At 70.2% G+C, this 23,060-nt stretch carries 26 protein-coding genes; 13 read left to right on the top strand and 13 right to left on the bottom strand.

Annotated features, from left to right (window positions below; translation table 11 throughout):
* The first annotated feature begins 26 nt into the window (after window positions 1–26).
* The 4 genes from ACIPSJ_RS24705 to ACIPSJ_RS24690 are packed head-to-tail and all read left to right on the top strand — an operon-like array spanning window position 27 to window position 3,878.
* On the top strand, window positions 27–914 hold the full coding sequence (locus ACIPSJ_RS24705) for an XdhC family protein (RefSeq protein ID WP_401348905.1): 888 nt from the start codon (window positions 27–29) through the stop codon (window positions 912–914).
* A gap of 3 nt (window positions 915–917) precedes the next feature.
* Window positions 918–1,811 carry an AAA family ATPase gene (locus ACIPSJ_RS24700; RefSeq protein WP_401348904.1) on the top strand — a complete coding sequence of 298 codons (894 nt, stop codon included), beginning with the start codon at window positions 918–920 and terminating at the stop codon, window positions 1,809–1,811.
* Window positions 1,812–1,814: 3 nt separating this feature from the next.
* A complete protein-coding gene (locus ACIPSJ_RS24695) occupies window positions 1,815–2,606 on the top strand; it encodes an SRPBCC domain-containing protein (RefSeq protein WP_401348902.1) in 792 nt (263 codons plus the stop codon).
* Window positions 2,607–2,621: 15 nt separating this feature from the next.
* Window positions 2,622–3,878 carry a VWA domain-containing protein gene (locus ACIPSJ_RS24690; protein ID WP_401348899.1) on the top strand — a complete coding sequence of 419 codons (1,257 nt, stop codon included), beginning with the start codon at window positions 2,622–2,624 and terminating at the stop codon, window positions 3,876–3,878.
* A 100-nt stretch (window positions 3,879–3,978) separates the two neighbouring features.
* On the opposite strand, the gene ACIPSJ_RS24685 is transcribed toward ACIPSJ_RS24690, so the two are convergent.
* Complete coding sequence (locus ACIPSJ_RS24685) at window positions 3,979–4,941, bottom strand: LysR family transcriptional regulator (protein ID WP_401348897.1); 963 nt, start codon at window positions 4,939–4,941, stop codon at window positions 3,979–3,981.
* A 149-nt stretch (window positions 4,942–5,090) separates the two neighbouring features.
* Window positions 5,091–5,537 carry an anthrone oxygenase family protein gene (locus ACIPSJ_RS24680; protein WP_401348896.1) on the bottom strand — a complete coding sequence of 149 codons (447 nt, stop codon included), beginning with the start codon at window positions 5,535–5,537 and terminating at the stop codon, window positions 5,091–5,093.
* Between the two features lie 91 nt (window positions 5,538–5,628).
* Here ACIPSJ_RS24680 and ACIPSJ_RS24675 point away from each other — a divergent pair, with 91 nt between their 5' ends.
* Entirely contained in the window at window positions 5,629–6,207 is a 579-nt protein-coding gene (locus ACIPSJ_RS24675) for a TetR/AcrR family transcriptional regulator (RefSeq protein WP_401348894.1), read from the top strand.
* Window positions 6,208–6,258: 51 nt separating this feature from the next.
* Here the strand turns inward: ACIPSJ_RS24675 and ACIPSJ_RS24670 are convergent, their stop codons facing one another.
* The 3 genes from ACIPSJ_RS24670 to ACIPSJ_RS24660 all read right to left on the bottom strand — a co-directional run bounded on the left by ACIPSJ_RS24670 (window position 6,259) and on the right by ACIPSJ_RS24660 (window position 8,209).
* Window positions 6,259–6,639 (bottom strand): toxin Doc, encoded by a 381-nt coding sequence (locus ACIPSJ_RS24670; RefSeq protein ID WP_401348892.1) that lies wholly within the window; start codon window positions 6,637–6,639, stop codon window positions 6,259–6,261.
* Window positions 6,639–6,878, bottom strand: coding sequence for a hypothetical protein (locus tag ACIPSJ_RS24665; protein WP_359217731.1), 240 nt, complete (start codon window positions 6,876–6,878; stop codon window positions 6,639–6,641). The genes ACIPSJ_RS24670 and ACIPSJ_RS24665 overlap by 1 nt, the downstream gene beginning before the upstream one ends.
* Window positions 6,879–6,976: 98 nt before the next feature.
* Window positions 6,977–8,209, bottom strand: a complete 1,233-nt coding sequence (locus ACIPSJ_RS24660) for an FAD-dependent monooxygenase (RefSeq protein WP_401348890.1) — start codon at window positions 8,207–8,209, stop codon at window positions 6,977–6,979.
* A gap of 235 nt (window positions 8,210–8,444) precedes the next feature.
* On the opposite strand from ACIPSJ_RS24660, the gene ACIPSJ_RS24655 reads away from it, so the two are divergent.
* The 4 genes from ACIPSJ_RS24655 to ACIPSJ_RS24640 all read left to right on the top strand — a co-directional run bounded on the left by ACIPSJ_RS24655 (window position 8,445) and on the right by ACIPSJ_RS24640 (window position 12,529).
* Window positions 8,445–9,521 (top strand): fatty acid desaturase family protein, encoded by a 1,077-nt coding sequence (locus ACIPSJ_RS24655; protein ID WP_401348888.1) that lies wholly within the window; start codon window positions 8,445–8,447, stop codon window positions 9,519–9,521.
* 90 nt (window positions 9,522–9,611) lie between these two features.
* A complete protein-coding gene (proS, locus tag ACIPSJ_RS24650; RefSeq protein ID WP_401348887.1) occupies window positions 9,612–11,024 on the top strand; it encodes a proline--tRNA ligase in 1,413 nt (470 codons plus the stop codon).
* Window positions 11,025–11,089: 65 nt separating this feature from the next.
* Window positions 11,090–11,407, top strand: a complete 318-nt coding sequence (locus ACIPSJ_RS24645; protein ID WP_401348884.1) for a hypothetical protein — start codon at window positions 11,090–11,092, stop codon at window positions 11,405–11,407.
* Between the two features lie 39 nt (window positions 11,408–11,446).
* The gene (locus ACIPSJ_RS24640; protein WP_401348882.1) at window positions 11,447–12,529 is read left to right on the top strand and encodes a protein kinase family protein; all 1,083 of its coding nucleotides are present in this window, start codon (window positions 11,447–11,449) and stop codon (window positions 12,527–12,529) included.
* 138 nt (window positions 12,530–12,667) lie between these two features.
* Here ACIPSJ_RS24640 and ACIPSJ_RS24635 read toward each other — a convergent pair whose 3' ends face one another.
* Entirely contained in the window at window positions 12,668–13,285 is a 618-nt protein-coding gene (locus ACIPSJ_RS24635) for a hypothetical protein (protein ID WP_401348880.1), read from the bottom strand.
* Between the two features lie 173 nt (window positions 13,286–13,458).
* On the opposite strand from ACIPSJ_RS24635, the gene ACIPSJ_RS24630 reads away from it, so the two are divergent.
* Window positions 13,459–14,097, top strand: coding sequence for a hypothetical protein (locus ACIPSJ_RS24630; protein ID WP_359217750.1), 639 nt, complete (start codon window positions 13,459–13,461; stop codon window positions 14,095–14,097).
* 330 nt (window positions 14,098–14,427) lie between these two features.
* On the top strand, window positions 14,428–14,811 hold the full coding sequence (locus ACIPSJ_RS24625; RefSeq protein WP_401348878.1) for a hypothetical protein: 384 nt from the start codon (window positions 14,428–14,430) through the stop codon (window positions 14,809–14,811).
* A 169-nt stretch (window positions 14,812–14,980) separates the two neighbouring features.
* On the opposite strand, the gene ACIPSJ_RS24620 is transcribed toward ACIPSJ_RS24625, so the two are convergent.
* A complete protein-coding gene (locus tag ACIPSJ_RS24620; protein WP_359217755.1) occupies window positions 14,981–15,202 on the bottom strand; it encodes a helix-turn-helix transcriptional regulator in 222 nt (73 codons plus the stop codon).
* Window positions 15,202–15,693: a DUF2975 domain-containing protein gene (locus tag ACIPSJ_RS24615; protein ID WP_401348876.1), complete on the bottom strand. Its 492-nt coding sequence runs from the start codon at window positions 15,691–15,693 to the stop codon at window positions 15,202–15,204. The genes ACIPSJ_RS24620 and ACIPSJ_RS24615 overlap by 1 nt, the downstream gene beginning before the upstream one ends.
* A 798-nt stretch (window positions 15,694–16,491) precedes the next feature.
* On the opposite strand from ACIPSJ_RS24615, the gene ACIPSJ_RS24610 reads away from it, so the two are divergent.
* Window positions 16,492–17,094 (top strand): HD domain-containing protein, encoded by a 603-nt coding sequence (locus tag ACIPSJ_RS24610; RefSeq protein ID WP_359217764.1) that lies wholly within the window; start codon window positions 16,492–16,494, stop codon window positions 17,092–17,094.
* Window positions 17,095–17,117: 23 nt separating this feature from the next.
* On the opposite strand, the gene ACIPSJ_RS24605 is transcribed toward ACIPSJ_RS24610, so the two are convergent.
* Window positions 17,118–17,747, bottom strand: coding sequence for a hypothetical protein (locus ACIPSJ_RS24605; protein ID WP_401348874.1), 630 nt, complete (start codon window positions 17,745–17,747; stop codon window positions 17,118–17,120).
* Between the two features lie 426 nt (window positions 17,748–18,173).
* On the opposite strand from ACIPSJ_RS24605, the gene ACIPSJ_RS24600 reads away from it, so the two are divergent.
* The gene (locus ACIPSJ_RS24600) at window positions 18,174–18,554 is read left to right on the top strand and encodes an antibiotic biosynthesis monooxygenase (protein ID WP_359217767.1); all 381 of its coding nucleotides are present in this window, start codon (window positions 18,174–18,176) and stop codon (window positions 18,552–18,554) included.
* A gap of 9 nt (window positions 18,555–18,563) precedes the next feature.
* On the opposite strand, the gene ACIPSJ_RS24595 is transcribed toward ACIPSJ_RS24600, so the two are convergent.
* The 4 genes from ACIPSJ_RS24595 to ACIPSJ_RS24580 form a co-directional block, all read right to left on the bottom strand.
* Entirely contained in the window at window positions 18,564–19,223 is a 660-nt protein-coding gene (locus ACIPSJ_RS24595) for a hypothetical protein (protein ID WP_401348871.1), read from the bottom strand.
* Between the two features lie 116 nt (window positions 19,224–19,339).
* Window positions 19,340–20,548, bottom strand: a complete 1,209-nt coding sequence (locus ACIPSJ_RS24590) for an amino acid deaminase/aldolase (RefSeq protein ID WP_401348869.1) — start codon at window positions 20,546–20,548, stop codon at window positions 19,340–19,342.
* Complete coding sequence (locus tag ACIPSJ_RS24585) at window positions 20,545–21,894, bottom strand: D-arabinono-1,4-lactone oxidase (protein WP_401348866.1); 1,350 nt, start codon at window positions 21,892–21,894, stop codon at window positions 20,545–20,547. The genes ACIPSJ_RS24590 and ACIPSJ_RS24585 overlap by 4 nt, the downstream gene beginning before the upstream one ends.
* Window positions 21,891–22,991, bottom strand: a complete 1,101-nt coding sequence (locus tag ACIPSJ_RS24580) for an alpha/beta hydrolase (protein WP_359217779.1) — start codon at window positions 22,989–22,991, stop codon at window positions 21,891–21,893. Before ACIPSJ_RS24580 ends, ACIPSJ_RS24585 begins: the two co-directional genes overlap by 4 nt.
* Between the last annotated feature and the right edge of the window lie 69 nt (window positions 22,992–23,060).

Below are 23,060 nucleotides of genomic sequence, written 5' to 3'. Positions count from 1 at the left end.
TGAAAGCGGCGGTGGAGGTGACAGGAATGGCCGGCACGGTGAGCGCACGGGCCCGCGAACTGGCCGAGCGGCGCGTGCCGTTCGTCCATGCGCGCGTGGTGCGCGCGCAGGCGCCCGCGTCCGCGCACCCGGGCGACGAGGCGATCGTGTTCGGCGACGGCACGATCGACGGTTTCGTCGGCGGGGTGTGCGCCGAGGGCTCGGTACGTACGGCGGCCCTCGGTGCCCTGCACGGCGGCGGTCCGCTGCTGCTGCGGGTGCTGCCACAGGGGGCGGCCGTGTTCCCGGACGCGCCGGGAGCGCAGGTGGTGGTCAATCCCTGTCTGTCCGGAGGGGCCTTGGAGATCTACCTGGAGCCCGTGCTGCCGCCGCCGCTGATCGAGGTCGTCGGACACACCCCGATCGCCGAGGCGTTCGTGGCCCTCGCCGACATCCTCGGCTACGCCACGGCCCGTTCGCTGCCCGACCGTCCGCCGGCCGAGCACGCGGACGCGGTGATCCTGGCCGGGCAGGGCCGCGGTGACGCCGAGGCGCTGCGTGCCGCGCTCGACGCGGGAGTGCCGCACATCGCGCTGGTCGCCAGCCGCCGCCGGGGCTCCGCCCTGTTCGACGAACTCGGCCTCACCGAGCAGGAGCGGGCCCGGATCCACTCCCCGGCCGGGCTGGACATCGGCGCCCGTACGGCCCCGGAGGTCGCGCTGTCGATCCTGGCGGAGGTCGTCGAGTCCGTGCTCCCGGCCCACCGCCTCGGCCGGCCGGTCGCCGACGGCCGCCCGGCCGAGGCGGTGGACCCGGTGTGCGGGATGACCGTGACCGTGGGCGCCGGCACTCCTCGTCTGGCCGCCGGGGACGAGGAGTTCTGGTTCTGCGGGACCGGCTGCCGGGACCGCTGGGCGGCAAGGACGGTGGGCTAGCGGATGAGCGAGTTGTTCTCCGACGCCGAAGACGTACGACGGCGCCTCGCCGAGGTCGGCCACCTGGTCGACGAGGGCACCGCGACCGCTCTCTACCTGGCCACGGTCCTCGACCGGCCGCTGCTCCTGGAGGGCGAGCCGGGCGTGGGCAAGACCAGCGCGGCCAAGGCGCTCGCCGAGGCGCTGGACACCCCGCTGATCCGGCTGCAGTGCTACGAGGGCCTGACCGCGGGCGAGGCGCTGTACGAATGGAACTACCAGCGTCAGCTGCTCGCCGTACGGCTCACCGAGGCGCACGGCGCACCCCTCGCCGACGCGGACCTGTTCACCGAGGAGTTCCTGCTCGACCGGCCCCTGCTGCGGGCCGTACGGCATCAGGGCCCGCTGCCTCCGGTGCTGCTCGTCGACGAGATCGACCGGGCCGACGACGAGTTCGAGGCGCTGCTCTTCGAGTTCCTCGGCGAATGGGCGATCACCATCCCGGAGCTGGGTACGTTCGCCGCCGTCCGGCCGCCGGTCGTGGTGCTCACCTCCAACCGCAGCCGCGAACTGCACGACGCGCTGCGCCGCCGCTGCCTCTACCACTGGATCGACTTCCCCACCCCCGAGCGCGCCGTGGAGATCCTGCGCCGCTCGGTGCCGGCCGCGAGCGAACCGCTGATCGCGTCCGCCACCGAGTTCATCGGCCGGGTGCGCGCCCTGGATCTGGACAAGGCTCCCGGTTTGGCGGAGGCCATCGACTGGGTCTCCGCCCTCGCCGCGCTGCGGGTGTCCCGGCTGGCCCGCCGTGACGTCGTCACCACCCTGAGCGCGGTCGCCAAGAGCCCCGACGACCGCACCACCATCACGGCGGCCCTCGAAGAACTCGGCCACCCCGAAGAGGCGAGGAGACCATAAGCCATGAGGATCGACAACGAGTTCGGCGTCGACGTACCCGTCGAGCGGGCGTGGGAGGCGCTCACCGATCTGGAGGCCCTCGCCCCGTGCATGCCGGGCGCCCAGCTCACCGGAGTGGACGGCGACGTCCATCACGGCAAGGTCCGGGTCAAGGTGGGGCCGGTGATCAGCCAGTTCCAGGGCACGGCCCGGTTCGTGGAGAAGGACGAGGCCGCGCACACCGCCGTGATCAGGGCGACGGGCAGGGACATGCGGGGGCAGGGCAACGCGTCGGCGACGGTCCACGCGCGGTTGCGCCCCGAGGGCACCCGCACGGTCGTGTCGGTCAGCACGGATCTCAGCATCAGCGGAAAGCTCGCCCAGTTCGGCAGCGGCATGATCAAGGAGATCTCGGAGAAGCTGTTCGCCCAGTTCGTCGCGAACGTGGAGGAGCAGCTGCTGGTCCCGGCCGACCCGCCCGCTCCGGCACCGGAGCCCGTACCTACGGCGAGCGCGCGAGCGGATGCGGCACCGGCCTCGGCGGTCGTACGACCCTCCCCCGCCCCCGAGCCGGTGAGCGATCCGGAGCCGAAGCCGCTCTCGGACCCTTCGTCCGGCGCACCGCGCGAGGCGGCATCCCCGTCGGCGACGGCGTCGGCGTCGGCCGAGGCACGACCGGTGTCCGTGCCGGCCGAGGGGGAGAGCGAGCCGCTGGACCTGATGCGGCTGGCCGGCACGTCGGTGTACAAGCGGCTGATCCCGTTGGCCGTGGGTGCTTGCCTCATCGGTGTGCTGGTCTATCTGCTGGTGCGCTGATCCGGAGCCGGTGCGATGACACGGACCGACCCGTTCCTGCCCGCCGTCGACCGGGCCGCGTTCGCCGTGGCGCTGGCGGACCGGCTACGGCTGCGGGGCGTGCCCGTGGGTCTGACCGCGACGCGGGACTTCGTGGCCGCACTGGCCGCGTCGCCGCCGGTCACGCGCACGGCGCTGTACTGGGCGGCGCGCGTCACGCTGGTCCGCGACCAGCCGCACCTGGCCCGGTTCGACGAGGTCTTCGACACCGTCTTCGGCGAGGCCGTACCGGCGGTGGACCCGCACGCGCGCCGCGTCGGCCGCACCGGCTCGTCCCCGCGCGGGGACGGCACCCGCACGACACCGCCCGGAGCACCTGGTGACCCGGTCGAGGGTTCCGGGCTCCCGTGGGTGACGCTGCCGCCGGTGGTCTCGGCCGCCACTCACGACGACGCGTACGCCCTGACCGTGCCGGAACGACTGCCGACCGATGTGGCCGGTGCCGTGGGCACACCGTTCGAGCAACTCGGTGAGCGGGAGGCCGAGTTGCTCGGACGGTGGCTGGAGCGGGCGCTGGGGCGGTGGCCGACACGGCGTTCTCGGCGGCACGCGGTGCGGCCGGGCGGGCACCGGGTGGCGATCCGCGAGACGGTGGCGCGGGCCCGCCGTACCGGCTGGGAACCGGTGCGGCTGGTACGCACGGGGCCCGTGGACCGGCCGCGCCGGGTCGTCGTGCTGTGCGACGTGAGCCGGTCGATGCAGGCGCAGGCCGTGGCGTACCTCCACCTCATGCGGGCGCTCGCGCTGACGGCGCGCGCCGAGGTGTTCGCCTTCGGGACGTCGTTGACGCGGCTCACCACGGTGCTGGCGCACCGCTCGGCCGAGACCGCGTTCGAGGAGGCGGCGGAGCGGGTCGTCGACCGGTTCGGCGGGACCCGGATCGCGTCCTGCCTGGAGACCCTGCTGGCCTCGCACCACGGAGGCACGCTGCGTGGCGCGGTCGTCCTGATCGCCTCGGACGGCTGGGACGGCGACCCGCCCGAACGCCTCGCCGCGGCCATGGCCCGGCTGGGCCGCCGCGCGCACACGGTGGTCTGGCTCAACCCCCGTGCGGGTGCCCCGGGGTTCGCCCCGCGCACGACGACGATGGCGGCGGCGCTCCCCCATGTCGACCTCCTCCTCCCGGCCGACACGTTCGCGGCACTGCTGCGGGTGCCGGGCGAGATCGCACACCTCGCCGGCCGCGGCGCCGAGCGGTCGGGCAGCGCCGCGAAGGGGCGCGGGTCTGTATAGCGGGTCTGTATAGATGTGCGGCTACCGCCGCGCGGGCGCGACCGGCCACGACAGTGCGGCAGCCGATCCACGGCACAGCGCGGCGCTTCGAGCGGAGCGCTCAGCTCCAGAGCGTCACATGGATGGCCGGCCGGAAGCGGCCCGGGGTGACGCCCGCGCCGCGCAGCATGGCCTGGATGGCGCGGGGCGTGGTGACGAAGCGGCGCAGCTCGGCGGCGGCGGGCAGGGCTTCGCGGTCACCGAGGGCGAGGAGGTTCCAGGAGCCGCGGGCGGGTAACTGCGGCCCGTTCAGCTCGTGGAGGCCGCCGTCGGCCAGGTCCTTCGCGACGGCAGACGCCACCGCGAGCGCGATCCCCTTGCCGTGCTTGGCCTCGTCGACGGCGGCGGCATGGCTCTGGAAGATGCGCTGGTTGTGCTCGGCCACCCCGATTCGGCGCACCACGGCGGGCACCAGACCCACCCGCCCCACCGCCGACGGACCGAGCAGCCACGTCTGGTCACGCAGTTCGGCGATCCGAGCCGGCCCGGACCTGGAGGCGAGGGGGTGGCCGGCGCCGACGACGGCGATGAGCTGGTAGTTCAGGAAGTGGGTGCACGTCATCGTATCGTCGATGGTGGCGGGCCGGGGCCCGATGGCGACGTCGACGGTCCGCTCGGCGAGCAGGAGTCCGAAGCGCTGCGGGTCGTGCAGGCTCAGCTCGACGTCGAGGTCGTCGGCGCGGCCGGCGAACAGTTCGATGAGTCCAGGGGCGGCGTACTCGGCGAACAGGCTCGACGCGGCGACCCGCAGCAGCCGCCGCCCGGACCCGGCCTGCCGGACCTCCAGGACGGTCTGCTCCTGCAGTCCCAGCATCTCGGCGGCACGACTGGCGAGCCGCAGCCCACCGGGTGTGAAGGCGAGTCCGTTGGCCGTCCGGTTGAACAGCCTGTCACCGAGTTCCTTGCGCAGATGCGCGATGTGCATCGAGACCGCGGCTTCCGTCACGCTCAGGTCGGCCGCCGCGGCCTTCACGGAGCCGAGGCGGACGGTCACCGAGAACGCCCGCAGTTGTGCCGGGGTCAACAACCACCTCCCGCACCACGGATGCCCATTGACCTGTGACTTGTGTTTCAAGCTAGCGCACAGATCCATCGGGAACCGTGGAAACGACGAAACCAGGAGGGGTTCCCCACTGCCGGGGGGCGCCACCGGCGCGGTGTCGACCCGCGGGCTCAGGCGAGGGCGGCGACCAGCAGGGTGAAGGCGGCGATGAGGACGGCGACGCGGACGTAGTGGTAGCGGCCCCACCGGTTCAGCTGCTCCTTCCAGTCGGCGGGCCGGTTCTCGGGGGTCCAGGTCTTGTTGCGGTTGTTGATCGGGACGAGCAGCAGTATCGACATGACCACGCTGACGATCAGCAGTGCGGCGGCGGCGACGACAAGTCCGGCGCCGTGGTGGTGCCATCCGGCGATGGCCCAGATCGCGCCGAGGACGAGCGAGCCTATGTACCAGAACGGCATCAGGGCGCCGAGCATCCGGCCGCCGTGGGCGTGGCCGAGTTGCCCGCTGTCCTCGGGAAGCGCGTCCAGGATCCGGTTCATGATGAAGGCAACGGAGAACTCCACCCCCACCAGCAGGCCGACGACGACGGTGGTGACGACCTCGAGTGCGTTGAGCATGACGATCCCTCCGTTGATCTAGCGTTGCTAGTAGATAAGGCAACACTAGACCTGCTGCCGCTCAGATGTCTAGCAGTGCTAGGATCGATGCATGTCGGTACAGGAACGCAAGGAGCGCGAACGGGCGGCCCGCGAGCGCCTCATCGTGGCGACGGCCCGCGAACTCGCCGAGCAGCAGGGTTGGGACGCGGTCACCACCCGCCGGCTCGCCGAGCGCATCGAGTACAGCCAACCCGTCCTCTACAGCCACTTCCGCGGCAAACGGGAGATCATCGGCGCCGTCGCCCTGGAGGGCGCCACCGAGATGGCCGCGTTCCTGCGGGCCGCGACCTCCGCCGAGGACGACCCGCGCGCCCGTGTCGCCGCCCTGGCCCGCGCCTACCTCGACTACGCCGCACGCAACCCGGCGGTCTACGACGCCCTGTTCCAGCTCGACGGCGGCCTGCCGTACGCACGGGAGGACACCCCGCAACCCTTGAAGGACGCCTTCGCCGCCCTGATGGAGAGCCTGGGCGAGGTCGCCGGGGACGGCGTCGACCCCGGGCTGTTCACCGAGGTGTTCTGGGCCTCCCTGCACGGCCTTGCGACCCTGACCCGCGCGGGCCGCCTGCTGCCCGAGTACGCCGAGCCGAGGGTGGAACTGCTCGTGGACCGGCTCGCCGCCGTCTGACACACGGCACCGGTTCCGGCATCGGGTGCGTCCGGGCCTTGGAGTTCTCGGCTACAGCTTCCAGTCGCGCAGCTGATCGGCAACGTCCAGGACGCCGATACGAGTGTCGCGGACCTTGCGGACCAGATCCGACAGCGCGCCGTAGGGGGGATCGATGCCCTCGCCGGACTGCGCCATGTACTGGGCGGCGATGAACGCGGCATACAGGCTGTTGCGGTGCGGAAGCGGCTCCAGGCGCACGATGGTGTGCAGCAGCACCGCGGCACGCCAGGCCGTGTCCGGGTCGGCGGCCGCGAGGGTGGGCAGCCGGGTCTTGTGGCGGGCGACCGCGGCCACCAGCGCCGAGTAGTCCGAGACGGACAGGTCGTCGTGGCCGAGCGCGTTCTCCTGGACGTCCAGCAGCCAGGAGACGTCGACGTAGAGGGGCGGCATCAGGCGGCGGCAGCTCCGCCGCCGCGGCCGGCGGGTGGCACCTCGTCCGGGAAGGCCTCGTCGAACTCGCCGCGCAGCCGCTCAGCCCATTCGGTCGCGCCGGCGACGAACCGCTTGCGCTGCATCTCACGGACGCCGAGGTCGTGAAGGTACTGCTTGAGGCTCTTGCCCTCGGCCGCGGCAGCGGCCCGGACACCCTCGAGTTCCTCGTCGGTGAAGGACACGTTCAGGGATGGCATGCCCCTCATGGTACCTACTTGGTGCCAGTCGGGTGAAGCGGGCGTCGGCGCAGGCGCGACTGCCGTCCCGCACTGCCCTCTTCGCCGGCACCACCCCGTCAATCCGGCTGACCCGTCGGCGGGTGGTCATCGACGCTCACGGAGTCGTAGAAGCGAGCGCTCCTGGTGGTGAGGCGAAGGAGGGCGCGGCTGGGGCGCGCGGGCAGAGCGGAGATCAGGCGCGCGCCCTGGGCCAGCCCCCACACACCGCGGCGGGACGTGGGAATCAGTGTCTTCGCCGCACTCAGCGCGACCGCGCGGCTGCCTCGTACGTGCTCCGCCATCGCCCGCTCGTACGCGGGAAAGGCCAGCTCGTGGTCGCCGCCCGCCCGTGCCAGCTCTCCGGCGAGGACGTACGCGCCCACGACGGCCAGGCTGGTGCTGCCGCCGACGGCCGGACCGGGGCAGTAGCCCGCGTCTCCGACAAGGGTCACCCGCCCACGCGACCAGGTGTCCATATGGAGCTGGGTGATCGAGTCGAAGTAGAACGCAGGGGTGCGGTCGAGCTCGTCCAGCCACCCGTCCACGTGGGCGTGCATACCGGCGAACGCATCGCGCAGCAGTTTCTTCTGCCGGGCGACGTCGCGGTGGTGGTAGTCGAGTTCGCGCTGGCTGCGGAACAGGAACAGCGCCCGCGCGTCGCCGAGATGCCGGGCGCCGTACAGGCCGGCGGTGCGGCCGACGCCGACGTGGATGAGGAGTTCGCGGTCGAGGCCGGGGACGTCCGGCAGGGTCAGCACCCCGAAGTAGGCCCCGATGAAGGCGTGATGGCGGCTCTCCTCACCGAAGACGAGGCGGCGCACGTTGGAGTGCAGTCCGTCCGCGCCGACGACGAGGTCGAAGCGGCGCGGCGCCGCGTTCTCGAACCGCACCTCGCCGTCGGGCGAGATCTCGGTGATCGAGTCGCCGAAGACGTACTCGGCGTCGTCGCGTGCGGCGTCGTAGTAGATCTCGCTCAGGTCGTCGCGCATGATCTCGACGTGCCGTTCGGAGGTGGCGCCGAAGATCTTGGACAGGTCGGCCCGCACGGGACTCCGCAGGCCCTCCCCGTAGACGGTCATCCGCTTCGCGCCGGTGGCCCGCTCCTCGACGCGCGCGAGCACGCCCATCTTCTCCGAGATGTTCATCGCGGGCCGAAACAGGTCGACCGCGTGCCCGCCGGTCTTGCGCAGAGCCGGCGCACGCTCGATGACGGTGACGGAGAAGCCGTGCCTGGTGAGCCAGTAGGCCAGCACCGGGCCGGCGACGCTGGCGCCCGAGACCAGAATCCGCATGGAGTCCTTCTCTTTCATTCAGTGGTCATAGGCCTACTGTGTCCGCCGGTAGGCGCCGGTGGATTGGACGAATGTTCCCCTCGTTCGCGCTGGGCCCGTGCCTCGCCGCGTGCGAGTTGCCGAAAGGTGAATGACCAGGTCAGGTGGTGCAGGGGTGGGGACAACCCCATGGGGTGGTGGGGGCTCGGCCCCCGGGGAGGTCTGCGGCTGACCGGCTGGTCCCGGTGGGAGGGCCGTAACGAGACTCGACTGCATGACGACTTCTTCCGACGCCTCGGTCGCGACCGCAGCGGCCGCCGTGCGTCCCAGCAGACTCCGCACCGACGTCGGCAGCGACTTCGCCGGGCTCTCCCGGCGCATCACCGAGGCAGGTCTGCTGCGACAGCGGCACGGCTATTACGCGGTGCGGCTCACTGTGGTGATCGGACTTCTGGCGACGGGCTGGGCGGCGTTCGCCGTGCTGGGTGACAGCTGGTGGCAGCTGGCGGTCGCCGCCTTCATGGCCCTGGTCTTCGGCCAAGTCGCGCTGGTGGCTCACGACCTGGCGCACCGCCAGGTGTTCCGGCACCGCCGCACGAGCGCAATCTGGGGCCGGCTCTTCGGCAACCTGGGCATCGGCATGAGCTACGGCTGGTGGATGAACAAGCACACCCGCCATCACGCCAACCCCAACCACGAGGAACTCGACCCCGACGTCGCCCCGGAGATCCTGGTGTGGTCCACGGAGCAGGCCCGCAACAGCAGTGGGCTGGCCCGCCTCATAGGCGGCCACCAGGCGTTCCTGTTCTTCCCGCTGCTGACGCTGGAGGGCTTCAACCTGCACGTGTCGGGCGTACGGGCGCTGTTCTCGCCTTCCCTGAAGAGCCGCCGGCTGGAAGGCGGCCTGCTCTTCCTGCACATGGCGCTCTACCTGTCCGCGCTGTTCCTGGTGCTCTCCCCCGGCAAGGCGATGGCCTTCCTCGCCGTCAACCAGTGCCTCTTCGGGGTGTATCTCGGGTGCGCCTTCGCCCCCAACCACAAGGGCATGCCCACCTTCACCGGCGACGACCGGCCCGACTTCCTGCGCCGCCAGGTACTCACCTCGCGCAACGTGCGGGGCGGCCCGGTCACCGACCTGATGCTCGGCGGGCTCAACTACCAGATCGAGCACCATCTGTTCCCCAGCATGCCGTCTCCGCATCTGCGACGGGCCCAGGTCGTCGTGCGTGCGTACTGCGAGGAGATCGGCGTGCCGTACCACGAGACCGGGCTGATCCAGTCGTACCGCGAGGCACTCACGCACCTGCACCGGACCGGGGAGCCCATCAGGCGGCAGCGAAAGGCGTCATGACTGCGGGGCGGCCGGTGTGCGCTGACGTGCGAGAAGTACGACGAGTAATGGGTTCGCGCCCGGGGCCGGCCGCCCCCTACTCTGCGCGCCATGGCGAAAGCACGCGTTCTCACACCCCGGGCGGACGACTTCCCGCGCTGGTACCAGGACCTGATCAACAAGGCTGAACTGGCCGACAACGGGCCGGTGCGCGGCACCATGGTCATCCGGCCCTACGGATACGGCCTGTGGGAGCGGATGCAGCAGGAAGTCGACGCCCGGATCAAAAGGGCCGGCGCGCAGAACGCGTACTTTCCCCTCCTCATCCCGCAGTCCTATCTGACCAGGGAAGCCGAACACGTCGAGGGCTTCGCACCCGAACTGGCCGTCGTCACCCACGGCGGCGGCAAGGAACTGGAGGAACCCGCCGTCGTCCGGCCCACCTCCGAGACGATCATCAACGACTACTTCGCCAAGTGGGTACAGAGCTACCGCGACCTGCCGCTGCTGATCAACCAATGGGCGAACGTGGTCCGCTGGGAGCTGCGGCCGCGGGTCTTCCTGCGCACGACCGAATTCCTGTGGCAGGAGGGCCACACGGCCCACGCCACCCAGGACGACGCCCGCACCTACGCGGCACGTGTCCACCAGGAGGTCTACGCCGACTTCATGGAGAACGTCCTCGCCCTGGACGTCGTACCCGGACGCAAGACAGCCCGGGAACGCTTCGCCGGCGCCATCAACACCCTCACGCTCGAAGGCATGACGGGCGACGGGAAGGCCCTCCAACTGGCCACCAGCCACGAGCTCGGCCAGAACTTCGCCAGGGCCTTCAACACCCGCTACCTGACGAGGGACGGCCGCCAGGAATACGTCTGGCAGACCTCCTGGGGCTCCACCACCCGCATGGTCGGCGCGCTGGTCATGATGCACGGCGACGACGGCGGACTGCGCATCCCGCCGCGCCTGGCCCCGGTCCAGGCGGTCGTTCTCGCCGTCAAGGACGACGAGGCCGTGGTCGCCAAGGCCCGCGAGCTCGGCGAACGGCTGACGGCCGCGGGCATCCGTGCACACGTGGACGACCGCACCGACGTGCCCTTCGGTCGGCGCGCGGTCGACTGGGAGCTCAAGGGAGTACCCGTACGGATCGAGATCGGGCCTCGCGACCTCCACGACGGCACCGCCGTGCTGGTCCGCCGCCTGCCCGGCACCAAGGAACCGGCATCGCTCGACGCCCTGCCCGCGCTCCTGCCCACGGTCCTCGAAGACGACCAGGCTCTGCTGCTGGCGCAGTCCCGCGAACACCGCGAAGACCACACCGTCGAGGTCACCACCGTCCAAGAAGCCCTGGAAGCGGCGAACACCGGCTGGGCTCACATTCCCTGGGCAGCACTGGGCCCGGAGGGCGAGGCGAAACTCGCCGAACACGGCGTGACCGTACGCTGCCTCACCACCGCGGACGGATCAGTACCCCACGACGACAACCAACCAGGCACCACCGCCGTCATCGCACGCGCCTACTGACCCCGATGACATGAAGTCGGCCGACTCACCCGCCGCGCCGCCGAAGAGAAACGGACTCGACGAGGATGACCCGATGGATCGTGCTGGCCGTACCCGTCGCCGGCGTCGCGGACATGGATCGGGAGGCGCAGACCGTCGCGGAATTCGAGGGCAACGCGGAAGAAGCGGCGGCGGCACTGCTGCAAGCAGCGACCGGCTTTGAGCATGGACGGAGGAAGACCCGCCGGCGCGAAGTCTTCAAGGCCTCCGACCGCTCCTACTTCGTGCGCCTTCAGGGACGGCTGTCAACATACGGCTTCCTCATCCAACTCGCTGAACTCGTACACGACACGGATTCAGCGCCCGGGGCCCACTCAGAAGTCGCGTCCAACGAGCTGGAATGATCAACGGAAGCCGGATCCGATGTCAGGTGGGAGTCAACGATGGACGGGACCGAGTCAGCGCATACCGCGCGAGTGTCCGCTTACGCGGCCGTGGGGACACGTCTGTCCCTGTTCAGCGACCGTCGGCTTGCGGATGCGGTCTCCGCCGCGCCAGGTCTTGGCTCCGGTATGGGCGGCAGGTCGGCGGAGATGGAGGTCGAGGGCATACGCGTCTTCGTCAAACGGGTCCCCCTGACGGACGTCGAACTGCGGCCGGAGCACGTGCGGTCGACGGCAAACATCTTCGGGCTTCCTCTCTTCTACCAGTACGGGGCGGGGTCGGCGGGGTTCGGTGCCTGGCGTGAGCTGGCCGCGCACGTCATGACGACAGGCTGGGTGCTGAAGAACGAGTACGCCGGTTTCCCGCTGCTGTACCACTGGCGAGTCCTGCCCGACACTCCCCCGGACGGTTTCGTCGACGGGCTCGGCGGCGTCGAGGGGGCCGTAGCGCATTGGGAGGGTTCGTCGGCCGTGCGGCGTCGGCTGGAGGCCATCGGACAGTCCTCCTACAGCCTCGTGCTCTTCCTGGAGCATGTGCCACGGACGCTCGCCGCCTGGCTCGGCGATACCCGTGACGCGGCCCGGTCGCGGCGCGGGGGCGAATCGCCCTATCAGTGGGTCGAGAATGCGCTGGTGCGCGGGACGGAGTTCCTGAGCGCGCGCGGACTGGTCCACTTCGACGCGCACTTCACCAACCTGCTCACGGACGGCCAGCGGGTGTACTTCGCCGACTTCGGGCTCGCGTTGAGCCGCGATTTCGAACTCTCGGCGGAGGAGCGCGACTTCCTCGCCGATCATCTCGTCTACGACCGCTCTTACGCACCGAACCACCTTCTTCGCCACCATCTGCCGGACGGCGTACGCAGCGGCGCCGATCACGGGGATTTCCTGCGGGGATGGATCGACGGCCGCCGACCCGCCGGCATTCCCGCCGACATCGCCGCGATCATCAAGCGTCACGCTCCACACGCCATCGTCCTGGACGATTTCCACCGTCGGCTCCTCACGCAGAGCAAACGCACTCCCTTCCCCGCGGCTGACATCCAGCGGGCTCTGGCCGAGGCGTCATCCCCGGAGGCGTAGGGACCCGCTGCTCCGGTCCGGTCAGCCGAGCACGCCGCATCCCACCAGCGCCCTGGTGCGGGCAAGGCAGCCGGACTCGGTGCAGGCCGGGACGACCGCGCTGCTGACGCCGAGGGTGCGGTTGAGCGAGACGGTCGCTCACTTCCGGGACCGGAGCACATGAGACGGTCGGCGCAGGAGCAGGTTCGCGGGCCGCCACAGGGCGAAGGCCAGGCCGAGGCCGAGTGGGATCTGCAGGAACTGCTGGATCACCGGAGGCCCTGGCTTGTCCCCCCGCCTGAGCGGGACACGGCCCTGCGGATCGACGGTCACCGTGTAAGTGCCGCCCACCACCCACTTCCAGCCCAGGAGCCCGTTCTCCTCCAAGGGAGCCAGCGGCGGGCCGTCGAGGACGGTGACCGTGTAGAGGTGGACGCTGTCACCCATGCCGTCGCCGGCGGTCCACTGAATCCGCCGGACCCTGACGTGTTCGGTACGCCCGTGCTGGTGCAGTGCCTGCTGATCCAGCTCCCGGTCCTGAAGGAACAGCACCCCGAGGAGGCACACCGCACACAGCAGCCACCGGATGTCGAAGTACCAGCACATGGACAGGAACACGCAGCCGAAGAGGATCACCAGCACGCACAGCTCGTCGATCCGCTGGGCATGCGTGACGAAGGCCGTGCGCTCGATCAGACGTACGACCGCCCACAGTGCCAACGCCGCGCCGGTGCTCGCGGCACCCACCAGCACCCGCCGGCCCACGCCTGTCCGCACTTCGCGCACTTCCTCCACGCTCAACTTCACCCCTGCTCTCGATGAAACCGCCGGCCTGGTGGTGCACGCATTCCAAGGTATGGATTGTTCAACGATCCTTCAATAGCATCGTTCAAGAACCCGTCGTCGGCATCACGGACGCGGAACGGCAACCAACCGGAGGGCTGACGAAGATGAGCGGGTATCAGTTCGAACAGATCGACGACCTCGGGGAGATCCTGTTCTGCGACGACCCCGCGCTGCGGCTCGAGCGCGTGCTGATGAGTCTGGAGACCGCGGAAGGCACCGTCACCCTCCATCACACACAGACACGCCACATGCCCGCCGCCCTCTTCGAGTTCAGGCATGCCCTGAACGTGGGCGACTTCGGGTACGTCGCGCCGAAGGGAGCCCCGCTCGACCAGATACCCGAGGAACCGCAGATCGAAGGCGCCATCCTGTTCGGCATGAGGCGCCTACCGCCCGAGCCCTCCGACCTGCACTGGATCCCCGGATGGGAACTGCACGAGACACCCGATGAACAGCCAAAACTGGAGCAGCGCTTCGGATACACCTACTCCCGGCTGGAACTGCGCACGCCCGACGGTGAGATCTACTCCCGCACCTGGGTCCCGCACGACCCCGAGTGGGAGGCCGCCGCCCTGCGTCGCGGATACGTCGTGTGCCTGTGCGGCGTGGAACTGGGGATCCGCGCACCGTACGCGATGACCGACGCGCAGTTCACCCCGGTCATGCGCCACGAATACTTCCGCCACGGATGCGCAGCGGGTCTGACCATCGGCGGACTCGTCGCCTACGTCAACCACCGCTGACGCGCAACACCGACCCGGCACGCATCGACTACGAACCGGGCCGCGACGCGGCGTTCGAGCGGGCCCTGCGGACGACGCGGTTCGTTGTCCTGGCTTGTGCGCGTACCTCTAGTCGCGCAAGGCTTCGGCTGACGCGGCGTTCGGGGTTTGTTCGGACAGGACGGGGACAAGCAGGTGTGCACTACGAATCTGGTCGCCAAGGAGACAGCGATAACTCGGTTCCTCCAGGACCATCCGCCGGCGGCTGAGGCCGGTCGTGGCCATCACGCCCTCCGCGGATGTGAGGATGTCCGCTGGTCCGAGTTCCCGGAGTGCCCTGCGGCGATCCCGGTGCTGCTGCACGGCCTTCTCGATGAGGCTGCCGCGCCCGAGGCCACGCGCGTACTCACCAACTCCCTCCTCAACAGCGTCAGAGAGATGAACGTGAGCGTTCCGACAGCGCTGCCGTTCCTGTTCCGCCTGGCAAGCGACCCGCAGGTTCCCGTACGGTCCGGGCTGCTGGATCTTCTGGTTTGCATCGCTGGATTCTCCGCGCCGATCGACGGACGCAACGAGGGCGTGGTGCGCTGGTTCGGCAGTGACAGCGATCATCCCGAGCGTGAACAGTGCCGGGCTGTGTTCGCGGAGAACGCGAGCGTCGTGGCGATGTTGGCGGAGGAACTGACCCGACCCGACGATCGAGCAACGCTTCGGCAGGCCGCCGGACTCGACTGAGTCACCGCCATCCGGTCGCTGCCGCGGCCGCGGGTGGCGATGCGGGGAAGGCGACCGCTTCGTCGATGAACGCGCCCTGCCCACGCCCGAATTCACCACCCGCTCCAGTCCCATGGCCGACGATTTCAAGAGCTGGCGGGATTGCCGACGGTCCGTCAGCAGGCACGGTTCATTCGCTCACGGCGTCTTGGGACTCCCAGCGGAGCAGGTCGCCCGGCTGGCATTCCAGCACCTCGCAGAGCGCGGCGAGTGTCGCGAAGCGCACCGCCTTGGCGCGGCCGTTCTTGAGTACCGCCAGGTTGGCGGGGGTGATCCCGACGCGGTCCGCGAGCTCGCCCACGGACATCTTGCGCTTGGCCAGCATCACGTCGATGTCGACGGCGATCGGCATCAGATCACCTGGTCCAACTCGGCCTGCATCCGCGTCGCTTCGACGTCGCGGGCGACGGCCTGGGCGAGCAGCATTCGCAGCACGAGCACGATGAGCGCGACCCCGAGGATGGCCAGGCCGATCCCGCCCATGATGAGGGTGACGCCCGGGTCGTCCCGCTGGCCCGGCGCGTTGACGGCCGTGACCGCGAACCACACGAGAGCGGCCGCCACGATCGCGCCGATCACACCGTCCACGTACCGGAACGCGGCGTGGGAGAACACCGTTCCGCGCCGCACCATCGTCACCAGCCGCCCTACGCAGACCACCGCGACCTGGACCGCCACCATGCCCAGGATCGTGATCACCCGCAGCGAGGTCAGCGGAAGCGTCCCGTCCTCCGGGTCGTTCTTGCTGACCAACGCCCACACCATCCCCGCCTGCACGAACACGGTGCCGACCAGCACCACCCCGAGCACGGCACGCAGCGCGCCTACCGCCAGCTTTCCCATGACCCACCCCTCCATCGATTCACGATGGGAATCTATCGAAATTCGATAGACGAGGCAAGGGCTGAAGGAGCCCGAGACGGAGGCGGAGGCGGAGACGGGCGGTGCGCGTGGCCAGGTGATGTCAGAGCTGTTGGACCGCGCCCGGGCCGTCGCCGTCTCCTTTCTGCGGGAGCGTGCCGGGCAGGGAGTCGTCCCCCCGGCGAAGGCCTTGTACGGCCTCGCCGGCGAAATCGCGCCTCTTCCGCGCTGTCTGGAACAGGAACTCCAGGGCGGTGCCGGTCAGCTGGGGAACGCTGCCAGGACGGCGGGTGTGCTCGGTCTCCGGGGAGTGGCACTGGCGCCGGTCCTTCGTGAGGCGCTCAGCTCCCCCGAGGACGAGACCACGCCTGCCCTGGACAAGGACACGGAGGTCGCCGAGGCTCTGTGGTGCGTCACGGCGGAGGCGGACGAAGCGGTCGCCGTGCCGGATTCGGTCTTCTGCCGCGCCGGACAAAATCCCTGGTCCCGGTGGTCGGTGGTGCGAGCCTCCCGCACTGCGACGCTCTTCGGCTTCGCCGGACGACCGCTCGCCGCCTCGCCGACGGTGACGCCCGGGTGGTCCGCTCGGGAGTCGAAGACCGCATCATCGACCAGGACGACGCCTTCCGCAGTCGCGCGCAAGCGCCCCTCACCGCCTTCACGGATGCCACGGCCCGCTGACCTCCCGACCGGCTTTCTCCGCTACGTGTCGATCGGTGGGTCTCTTCCGCGGGTCGCTCACTCTCGGCCGGGCGGGCCGAGAGGGGTAGTGTCTGCGGGATGACCGCGACGCCCACGGACTTCTTGGCACTTGCCCTGGACGCCCCAGGCGAGCCGCCTCTGCGGCCGCTGCCGCCCGCGGTGGCGGAACTGTTGCGTTCGCTGGACGCCCCGCCCCGGCTGGCGGCGCATCTGCGTGCGGTCCATGACGTCGCGGTGGAACTGACGGACTGGGTGCGGGATCGCTATCCGGAACTGGGCGTGGACCGTGATGGCGTTCTCTTCGGTTCGGCGACGCACGACGTGGGCAAGGTCCTGCATCCCGAGGAACTCACCGGGGCCGGCTCAGCCCACGAGGACGCTGGTCGTGAGCTGCTGCTGAGCCGCGGCTTCCCGCCTTCCCTGGCCCGGTTCGCCGCCACTCACGCCAGCTGGGACGACCCCGTGGTGACGATCGAGGACCTCCTGGTCAGCACCGCCGACAAGGTGTGGAAGGACAAGCGCGTCCCCAGCCTTGAGGACCGGCTCGTCAAGGAGCTGGCCGCGGCGACGCAGCGGGAGCCGTGGGAGGAGTTCCTCGCGCTGGACGATGTGCTCGCTCGGCTTGGGGCAGGCGCTGGGCCTCGCCTGGCCTTCCAGTCGGCCTTTCCGGTGTACACCTGACCCGGTCGCTCGACGCGCGCGCGTCAGTCGGATTGCTGCGACGCCTGCCGCCGTCCCCGGGGCGGTTCGTCATCCGAGGTGGAGGTGTTGTCCGAATCCGTGGCCGGCGGCTCTTCCGCGGAGACAGGGGCGCGGCGCCGTAGGTCGCTGGTGATCATCTTCGCGGTGCCCCAGACCGCTGCCAGACTGGTGGCGAGGCCGACCATGGTGACCCAGCCGGATGTCAACCAGTCCCACGCGACCGTGAGGAATCCGCGAGGGGCGGCATCGACGTGTGCTTCGAGAGGGATCGTCTGCTCGTCCAGGACCGTATCGGTGTCCCGGTAGTACGTCGTGACGGTGATACTGAAGGCGAGGGGCCCGGCGGTGTGCGGGGTAATCCACCAGGTCCAGTTGCTCCAGTCCTCGGAGTCCAGGACGGGCTGTCGGCGGGAGGAGTCGCTCCGGCAGGTGGCGTCACCGTGGCAGTGGAGCTGAACTCCCATTTCCGCACCGACTTGCACGGCTTGGTGCGGTTTTCCGTTCCCCAAGTTACTCCAGCTGCCGGAGACGGTGATCTCAAAAGGGGTTTGGTGTCCGGCCCGGAACTTGAGGCGATGGACGTCGTCGTACTCGACGTCGCCCTTGAACAGCGACGTACGAGCCTTGTCCATCGCCTTGACCCAGCTGTGCTGTGTCGGTACGTCGCCCCTGTCGGGGGCGGAGCAACTGGCCAGGAGGAGAAGGAGAAGCGCGCACAGGACTGCCGACGCGGACCTGGCAAGGAGTGCTGGAGAGGCGCATAACGCGCGCCGTCGAGACCGGCTCCGCCCGCCGTCTCTGCCCGTCATGGCCACCCTCCGGTACGGCGCGGCTACAGCTGTGCAGAGGGGACTTTAGCCATGCGCGACCAGCGTATTCGGGAATCCACGAAAGCTCCGCGAGAATGAGCCACCCAGCTCCGCTTTCCGCAGGGTTGCCGGTGCATCGTCCTGACCTCGTCGCGTATCGGACCGCTTCGGTCAAGAGTCGGATCCCTCATGGATCCCGTTCGGGAAAGACGCGGCATCGCCGGATGCGTCCGCCCTACAGTCGACGTCATGAGCGATCACTCCGAAGCACCTGTCGTGCCGGTCGAGGCCTATGAACCCCCTTACTACGTAGCCGTCTTCACCGCGGTGCGGACCCAGGACCAGAGTGGCTACGGCGAGACCAACGCGCGTATGGAAGACCTGGTGAAAGACATTCCCGGGTATCTGGGAATGGATTACGCGCAGAATCCTGGCGGACTGGCCATCACCGTCGGGTACTTCCGCGACGCCGAGGCCCTCGCGGAGTGGCGGTACAACGCCGAGCACCGTGCCGCGCAGAAGCGCGGGCAGGCGGAGTGGTACGAGAGCTACTCGCTGCATGTGGCCAAGGTGGAGCGGAGCCACGGGTTCGTGCGGGCGAGGGTCCCGCGGAGCCCAGCAACGGACTGACCGACGCGGTCACCCCGGTGTCCGTCCCACCGCCCGCGAACCGCGGAGCTTCCTCAGGTCCATCTCCCGGTCCGAGCGCCGTCGCGTTCCCGCGTAGAAGAGCGTCGCGGTCGTGGCGGTGAACAGGCCGACCGTGGCGTACAGGCCGACGACGTCCACAGTTCGGTCGTCGGTGGCCTCGGCCCACGGTTCGAGGACGTCCAGTGGATCCTTGTAGAGGACGATGTGCTGGCCGCGCTTGAACTGGCCTTGGCAGTTCTGCTGTTCGGTCAGGTCCTGGACCTTGCCCGAGGTGTCCACGACGCGGCAGACGGTGCGCTCGCTGTTCCTGGCGTTCTTGTACGTCGCGGTATCGGCGACCAAGGCGTCGGTCTTCTCGCCGACCTGCTTGACGTAGGTCTCGAACAGGCTGGGCCCCGCGAAGAGACCGAGGGCGAACGTGGTCACGGCTGCGAAGGTCGCGGCCCCCGCGCGATTCCAGAAGCCGCCTGCCACGGCGGGCGCGGCGAACCCCGCGAGGACCACGACGACGATGCCGATCCACGACCAGGGAAACTGGGCAAGGACCGCTCCCGTCACAGCTACCAGCGGGATCGCCAGCGCCCACAGCGACGAGTTGAGCGTCCTGGTGGGCCTCGGGGCGGCGGCGTCCTGTGTCGGGTCGGCCATGCCCGCTGTCCCGGACGTTCCCACGCTGATCCCCCTGTTTGCGACGGGCAGTTGCTGTGAAGATCAGCTTAAGGGAGATCGGGCACTGTCCTGGGCCCGCACACATCGGCGTGGCCTCAGAGAAAGCAACGGCCCTCTCCGCGGTAGGTCGGGACGACGTCGACGATCTTCCCGTCCCGGACCAGGTGCAACTCGTTGAAGCGCTCGCACAGTTCGCCGGCCTTGGCGTGCCGGAAGAAGACCGGCGATCCGACCGCGAGGTGCGCCGCGGGGGCACCGGTCAGTGGCGTCTGCACCTCGCCCGCGCCCTCGTTGCCGTCGTACCGCAGTCCGGGCGGGAAGGTCGGCACGGGCGCCCGGTCCCAGCGCGGGACGCCGGAGGCGACGTAGCCGCCGCCGAGCACGGTCACCGTTTTCGGGCCGGGTCTGCGGACGACGGGCAGGGCGAAGAACGCCGCAGCGCGCGGAGTGAACCGGGAGTACCTGTCGAACAGGGCGGGCGCGAAGAGGCCGGATCCGGCGGTGACCTCCGTGACGGCGGGTTCACTCGCGACCAGCTCCAGGTCGCCGGTTCCGCCGGCGTTGACGAAGTCCAGGGGCGTGACACGGGAGACCGCCTCGACCGCGAGCGCGCGACGATGCCGTAGCTCGCGGTGGGACCGGTCCTGCATCAGCCGGATCGCACGGTTGGCGACCGGCCGCTTCGGCACCGCGTCGCCCGTTCCGGCGATCTGCGCCTCGTACGACATCACACCGACCAGACGGGCGTACGCGCTGCGCTCGACGCGCCGGGCCGCCGCGGCGGCCTGCTCCGGGGTGTGGATCGGAGTGCGCTTCGCCCCGATCCGTATCCGGCCGCCCGCCAGCCAGAAGGACGCGTCGAAGTCCAGGCAGGTCTTCACCCTGACGTCGTGGCGGCGGGCCGCGCGTTCGATCAGCTCGACATGGTCCGGCGAGTCGATCATCACGACGGGCGCGCCCTCGGGGTCCTCGACGGTGCGCTCGGCGAGGGTCCCGAGCAGTTCGGTGTCGGTCGTCGGGTAGGCGACCAGGACGTCCCGGGCGCCGAGACCGTGCAGCCACAGCGCCTCGTCGAGGGTGAACGCCATGATGCCCTGGAAGCCGGGGTCCAGCCCGAGGGCGTGGTCGATGATCGTGCGGGCGCGGAGGGACTTGGACGCGATGCGGACGGGTTTCCCGTGTGCCCTGCGCAGGAGGTCGTGCGCGTTGGCGGTGAACGCGTCCAGGTCGACGAAGGCAAAGGGTGGTCGGGTCCCGGCGAACACCTGCCGGTAGTAGTCCTCGGCATCGTCGAGTGCCGTCATCGGGTCACCACCTCGTCGTGGGTGCCGAGGACCCTTCGGGTGTGGGCGTTGGCGAAGGTCCCGGTCGGATCGAGCTCGGTGCGCCGCTCGGCGAAGTCGTCCCAGCGCGGATAGAGGGGCCGCAGGTCGCTCGCCGTACGGGTGTGCCGTTTGCCCCAGTGCGGTCGGCCCCCGTACGCCGCCATGACGTCCTCGAAGGCGCGGAAGAAGGGGTCGGCGTCCATGCCCTGGTACTGGTGGGCGGCGAGGTAGCAGGTCTCGCGTCCCTCGGCGGTGGACAGGTACGCGTCGTCGGGGGCGGTGAAGCGCACCTCGAAGGGGAACAGGATCGGCAGGTGCTGCCGCTCGACGAGATCGAGGCACGCGGTCAGCGCGTCGGCGCAGTGGCGTCGCGGGATCGCGTACTCGCTCTCGGTGAACTTCACTTTCCTGGCGGTGGCGTAGACGCGATGGGCCACGTCCTCGACCCGCGACTCGGACATCGACCGGGCGACGGTGGCGTTGACGGTCGGCACGAGGGAGGGGAACCGTCTGCCGACCCGGCACAGTGCGCCCAGAACCGTGTTCTCGGCGAACTCCTCACGAAGTCGGCGCTTCCAGTGGGGAGTTGGGCTCGGGGCCTCGTCGGTGCGGGTCGACGTCCTGGTCATGGCCGTGCGGGTGTACGGCCAGATGAAGAACTCGAAGTGGTCGTGGGTGTCGACCAGTTGGTCCAGTTCGGCCAGTACGTCGTCGAGCGGCCGGGGCCGGTCGACCCGGCGCAGGGCGAAGGCCGGGACGCAGGCGACGGTCACCTCGGTGACGATGCCGAGCGCCCCCAGTGACACCCTGGCCGCGCGCAGCAGCTCCGGTGTGGTGGTCCGGTCCAGCTGTCGTACGGTGCCGTCCGCGGTCACCAGCCGCATCCCCACCACCCGCGACGACAGGTTGCCGAACGCGCGGCCCGTGCCGTGCGTGGCCGTCGCGAGAGCCCCGGCCATCGTCTGCGCGTCGATGTCCCCCTGGTTCTCCAGGGACAGGCCGTGCTCGGCGTTGCGCGGGCCCAGCTCGCGCAGGGTGATGCCGGCCTGAAGGGTGACGTGGTGCGCGTCGACCGACAGCACCCGGTTCATGCGCGACAGATCGATCATGACGCCGTCGGTGCAGACCAGGTCGCTGAACGAGTGGCCGCTGCCCACCGCACGCGCGGTGAGCCCCCGCTCGGTCGCGGTCCGCACGGCGCGGACGACCTCTTCCTCATCGCGCGGTCGTACGACGGACGTCGGGTGACTGGTCCGGTCGCCCGCCCAGTTCGTCCAGGTGGCGGTCCTGGCGGCGGTCCTGCCGGCGGTCCTGATGGCGGTCATCGCGCCTCCACCTCCGGGGTCTTCAGACCGGCCCGGGAGGTCAGTCCCATGCGGAGGGCGCCCGCGACTTCGCGCAGCACCGCCCGGGGCGCGGGGCCGGACCCGGTCGCGTTGACCATGCTGTGCGTGATGCCGCTGTGGCGCCGCAGGGCGGCCGGCACTCCGGCGTCCCGCAGCTTGTGCGCGTACGCCTCGCCCTCGTCCCGCAGGACGTCGAATCCCGCGACGGCGACGTAGGCGGGTGCCACGTCATGGACGTCCTCGGCCAGGAGCGGCGACACCCGTGGGTCCGCGGCCAGTTCCGGATCCGGAAGGTAGTGGGCCTTGTACCAGTCCATCTGGGCCTCGGTGAGGAACAGCCCCGTCCCGAACAGCTCGTACGAGCGGTGCTTGCGCGAGAGGTCCGTGACCGGCATGAGGAGGAGCTGCATCGCCGGCGTGGGGCAGGAGGCTTCGCGCGCGCGCCGGGCCGTCTCCAGGGCCACCACGGCGGCGAGGTTCCCGCCCGCGCTCTCCCCGCCGACCCCGACGGCCGCCGGATCGACGCCGTACTCCCCCGCGTGTTCCACGACGTGCGTGAAGGCCGCGAGCGCGTCGTCCACGGCCGCCGGGAACGGGTTCTCCGGTGCCAGCCGGTAGTCGACCGCGATGACGGTCAGCGCGGCGTGATGGGCGAGGAACCGGGCCACGGAGTCGCTGGCGCTCAGGTCTCCGAGCACCCATCCGCCGCCGTGGAAGTAGACGAGCGCGGCCGACGGACGCCGTACCCCCGCCGGACGGTACAGGCGGGCCGCGATACCGCCCTCGGGTGTCGGGATCGTGAGGTCCCGGATCTCCGCCACGGGAAGTTCGTCGCCGAAGATCCAGGCTTCGGAGGCGATCTGCGCCCGCCCCTCGGCGAGTGGCAGCGACTCGAACGTCTTCGATACCGCCAGGCCGAGGACCCGCTTGCCGACCTGCGCGTCCAGGTCCATGACCTGCCCGTCGACGGTGACCGGCCGGCCGGCGACGGCCCGTTTCACGGCGGCCGGGAGGCGGCCGAGTCCGCGTGCCGCGCGGCGCGCCACTCTCTCGGACAGCGGATGTACGTCGGTCATCGCGTCACGCTCCTTGGGGGTTGGGCTGCTCGGCGGCTGGAGTGGCGCCAGGCTAGGTTCAACTCTGGA

The sequence above is a fragment of the Streptomyces sp. NPDC090088 genome (genome assembly GCF_044747345.1).
Taxonomy (GTDB): Bacteria; Actinomycetota; Actinomycetes; order Streptomycetales; family Streptomycetaceae; genus Streptomyces.
Note: the sequence above shows the minus strand (reverse complement) of the source record. Positions and strands in the feature narration are given on the sequence as shown.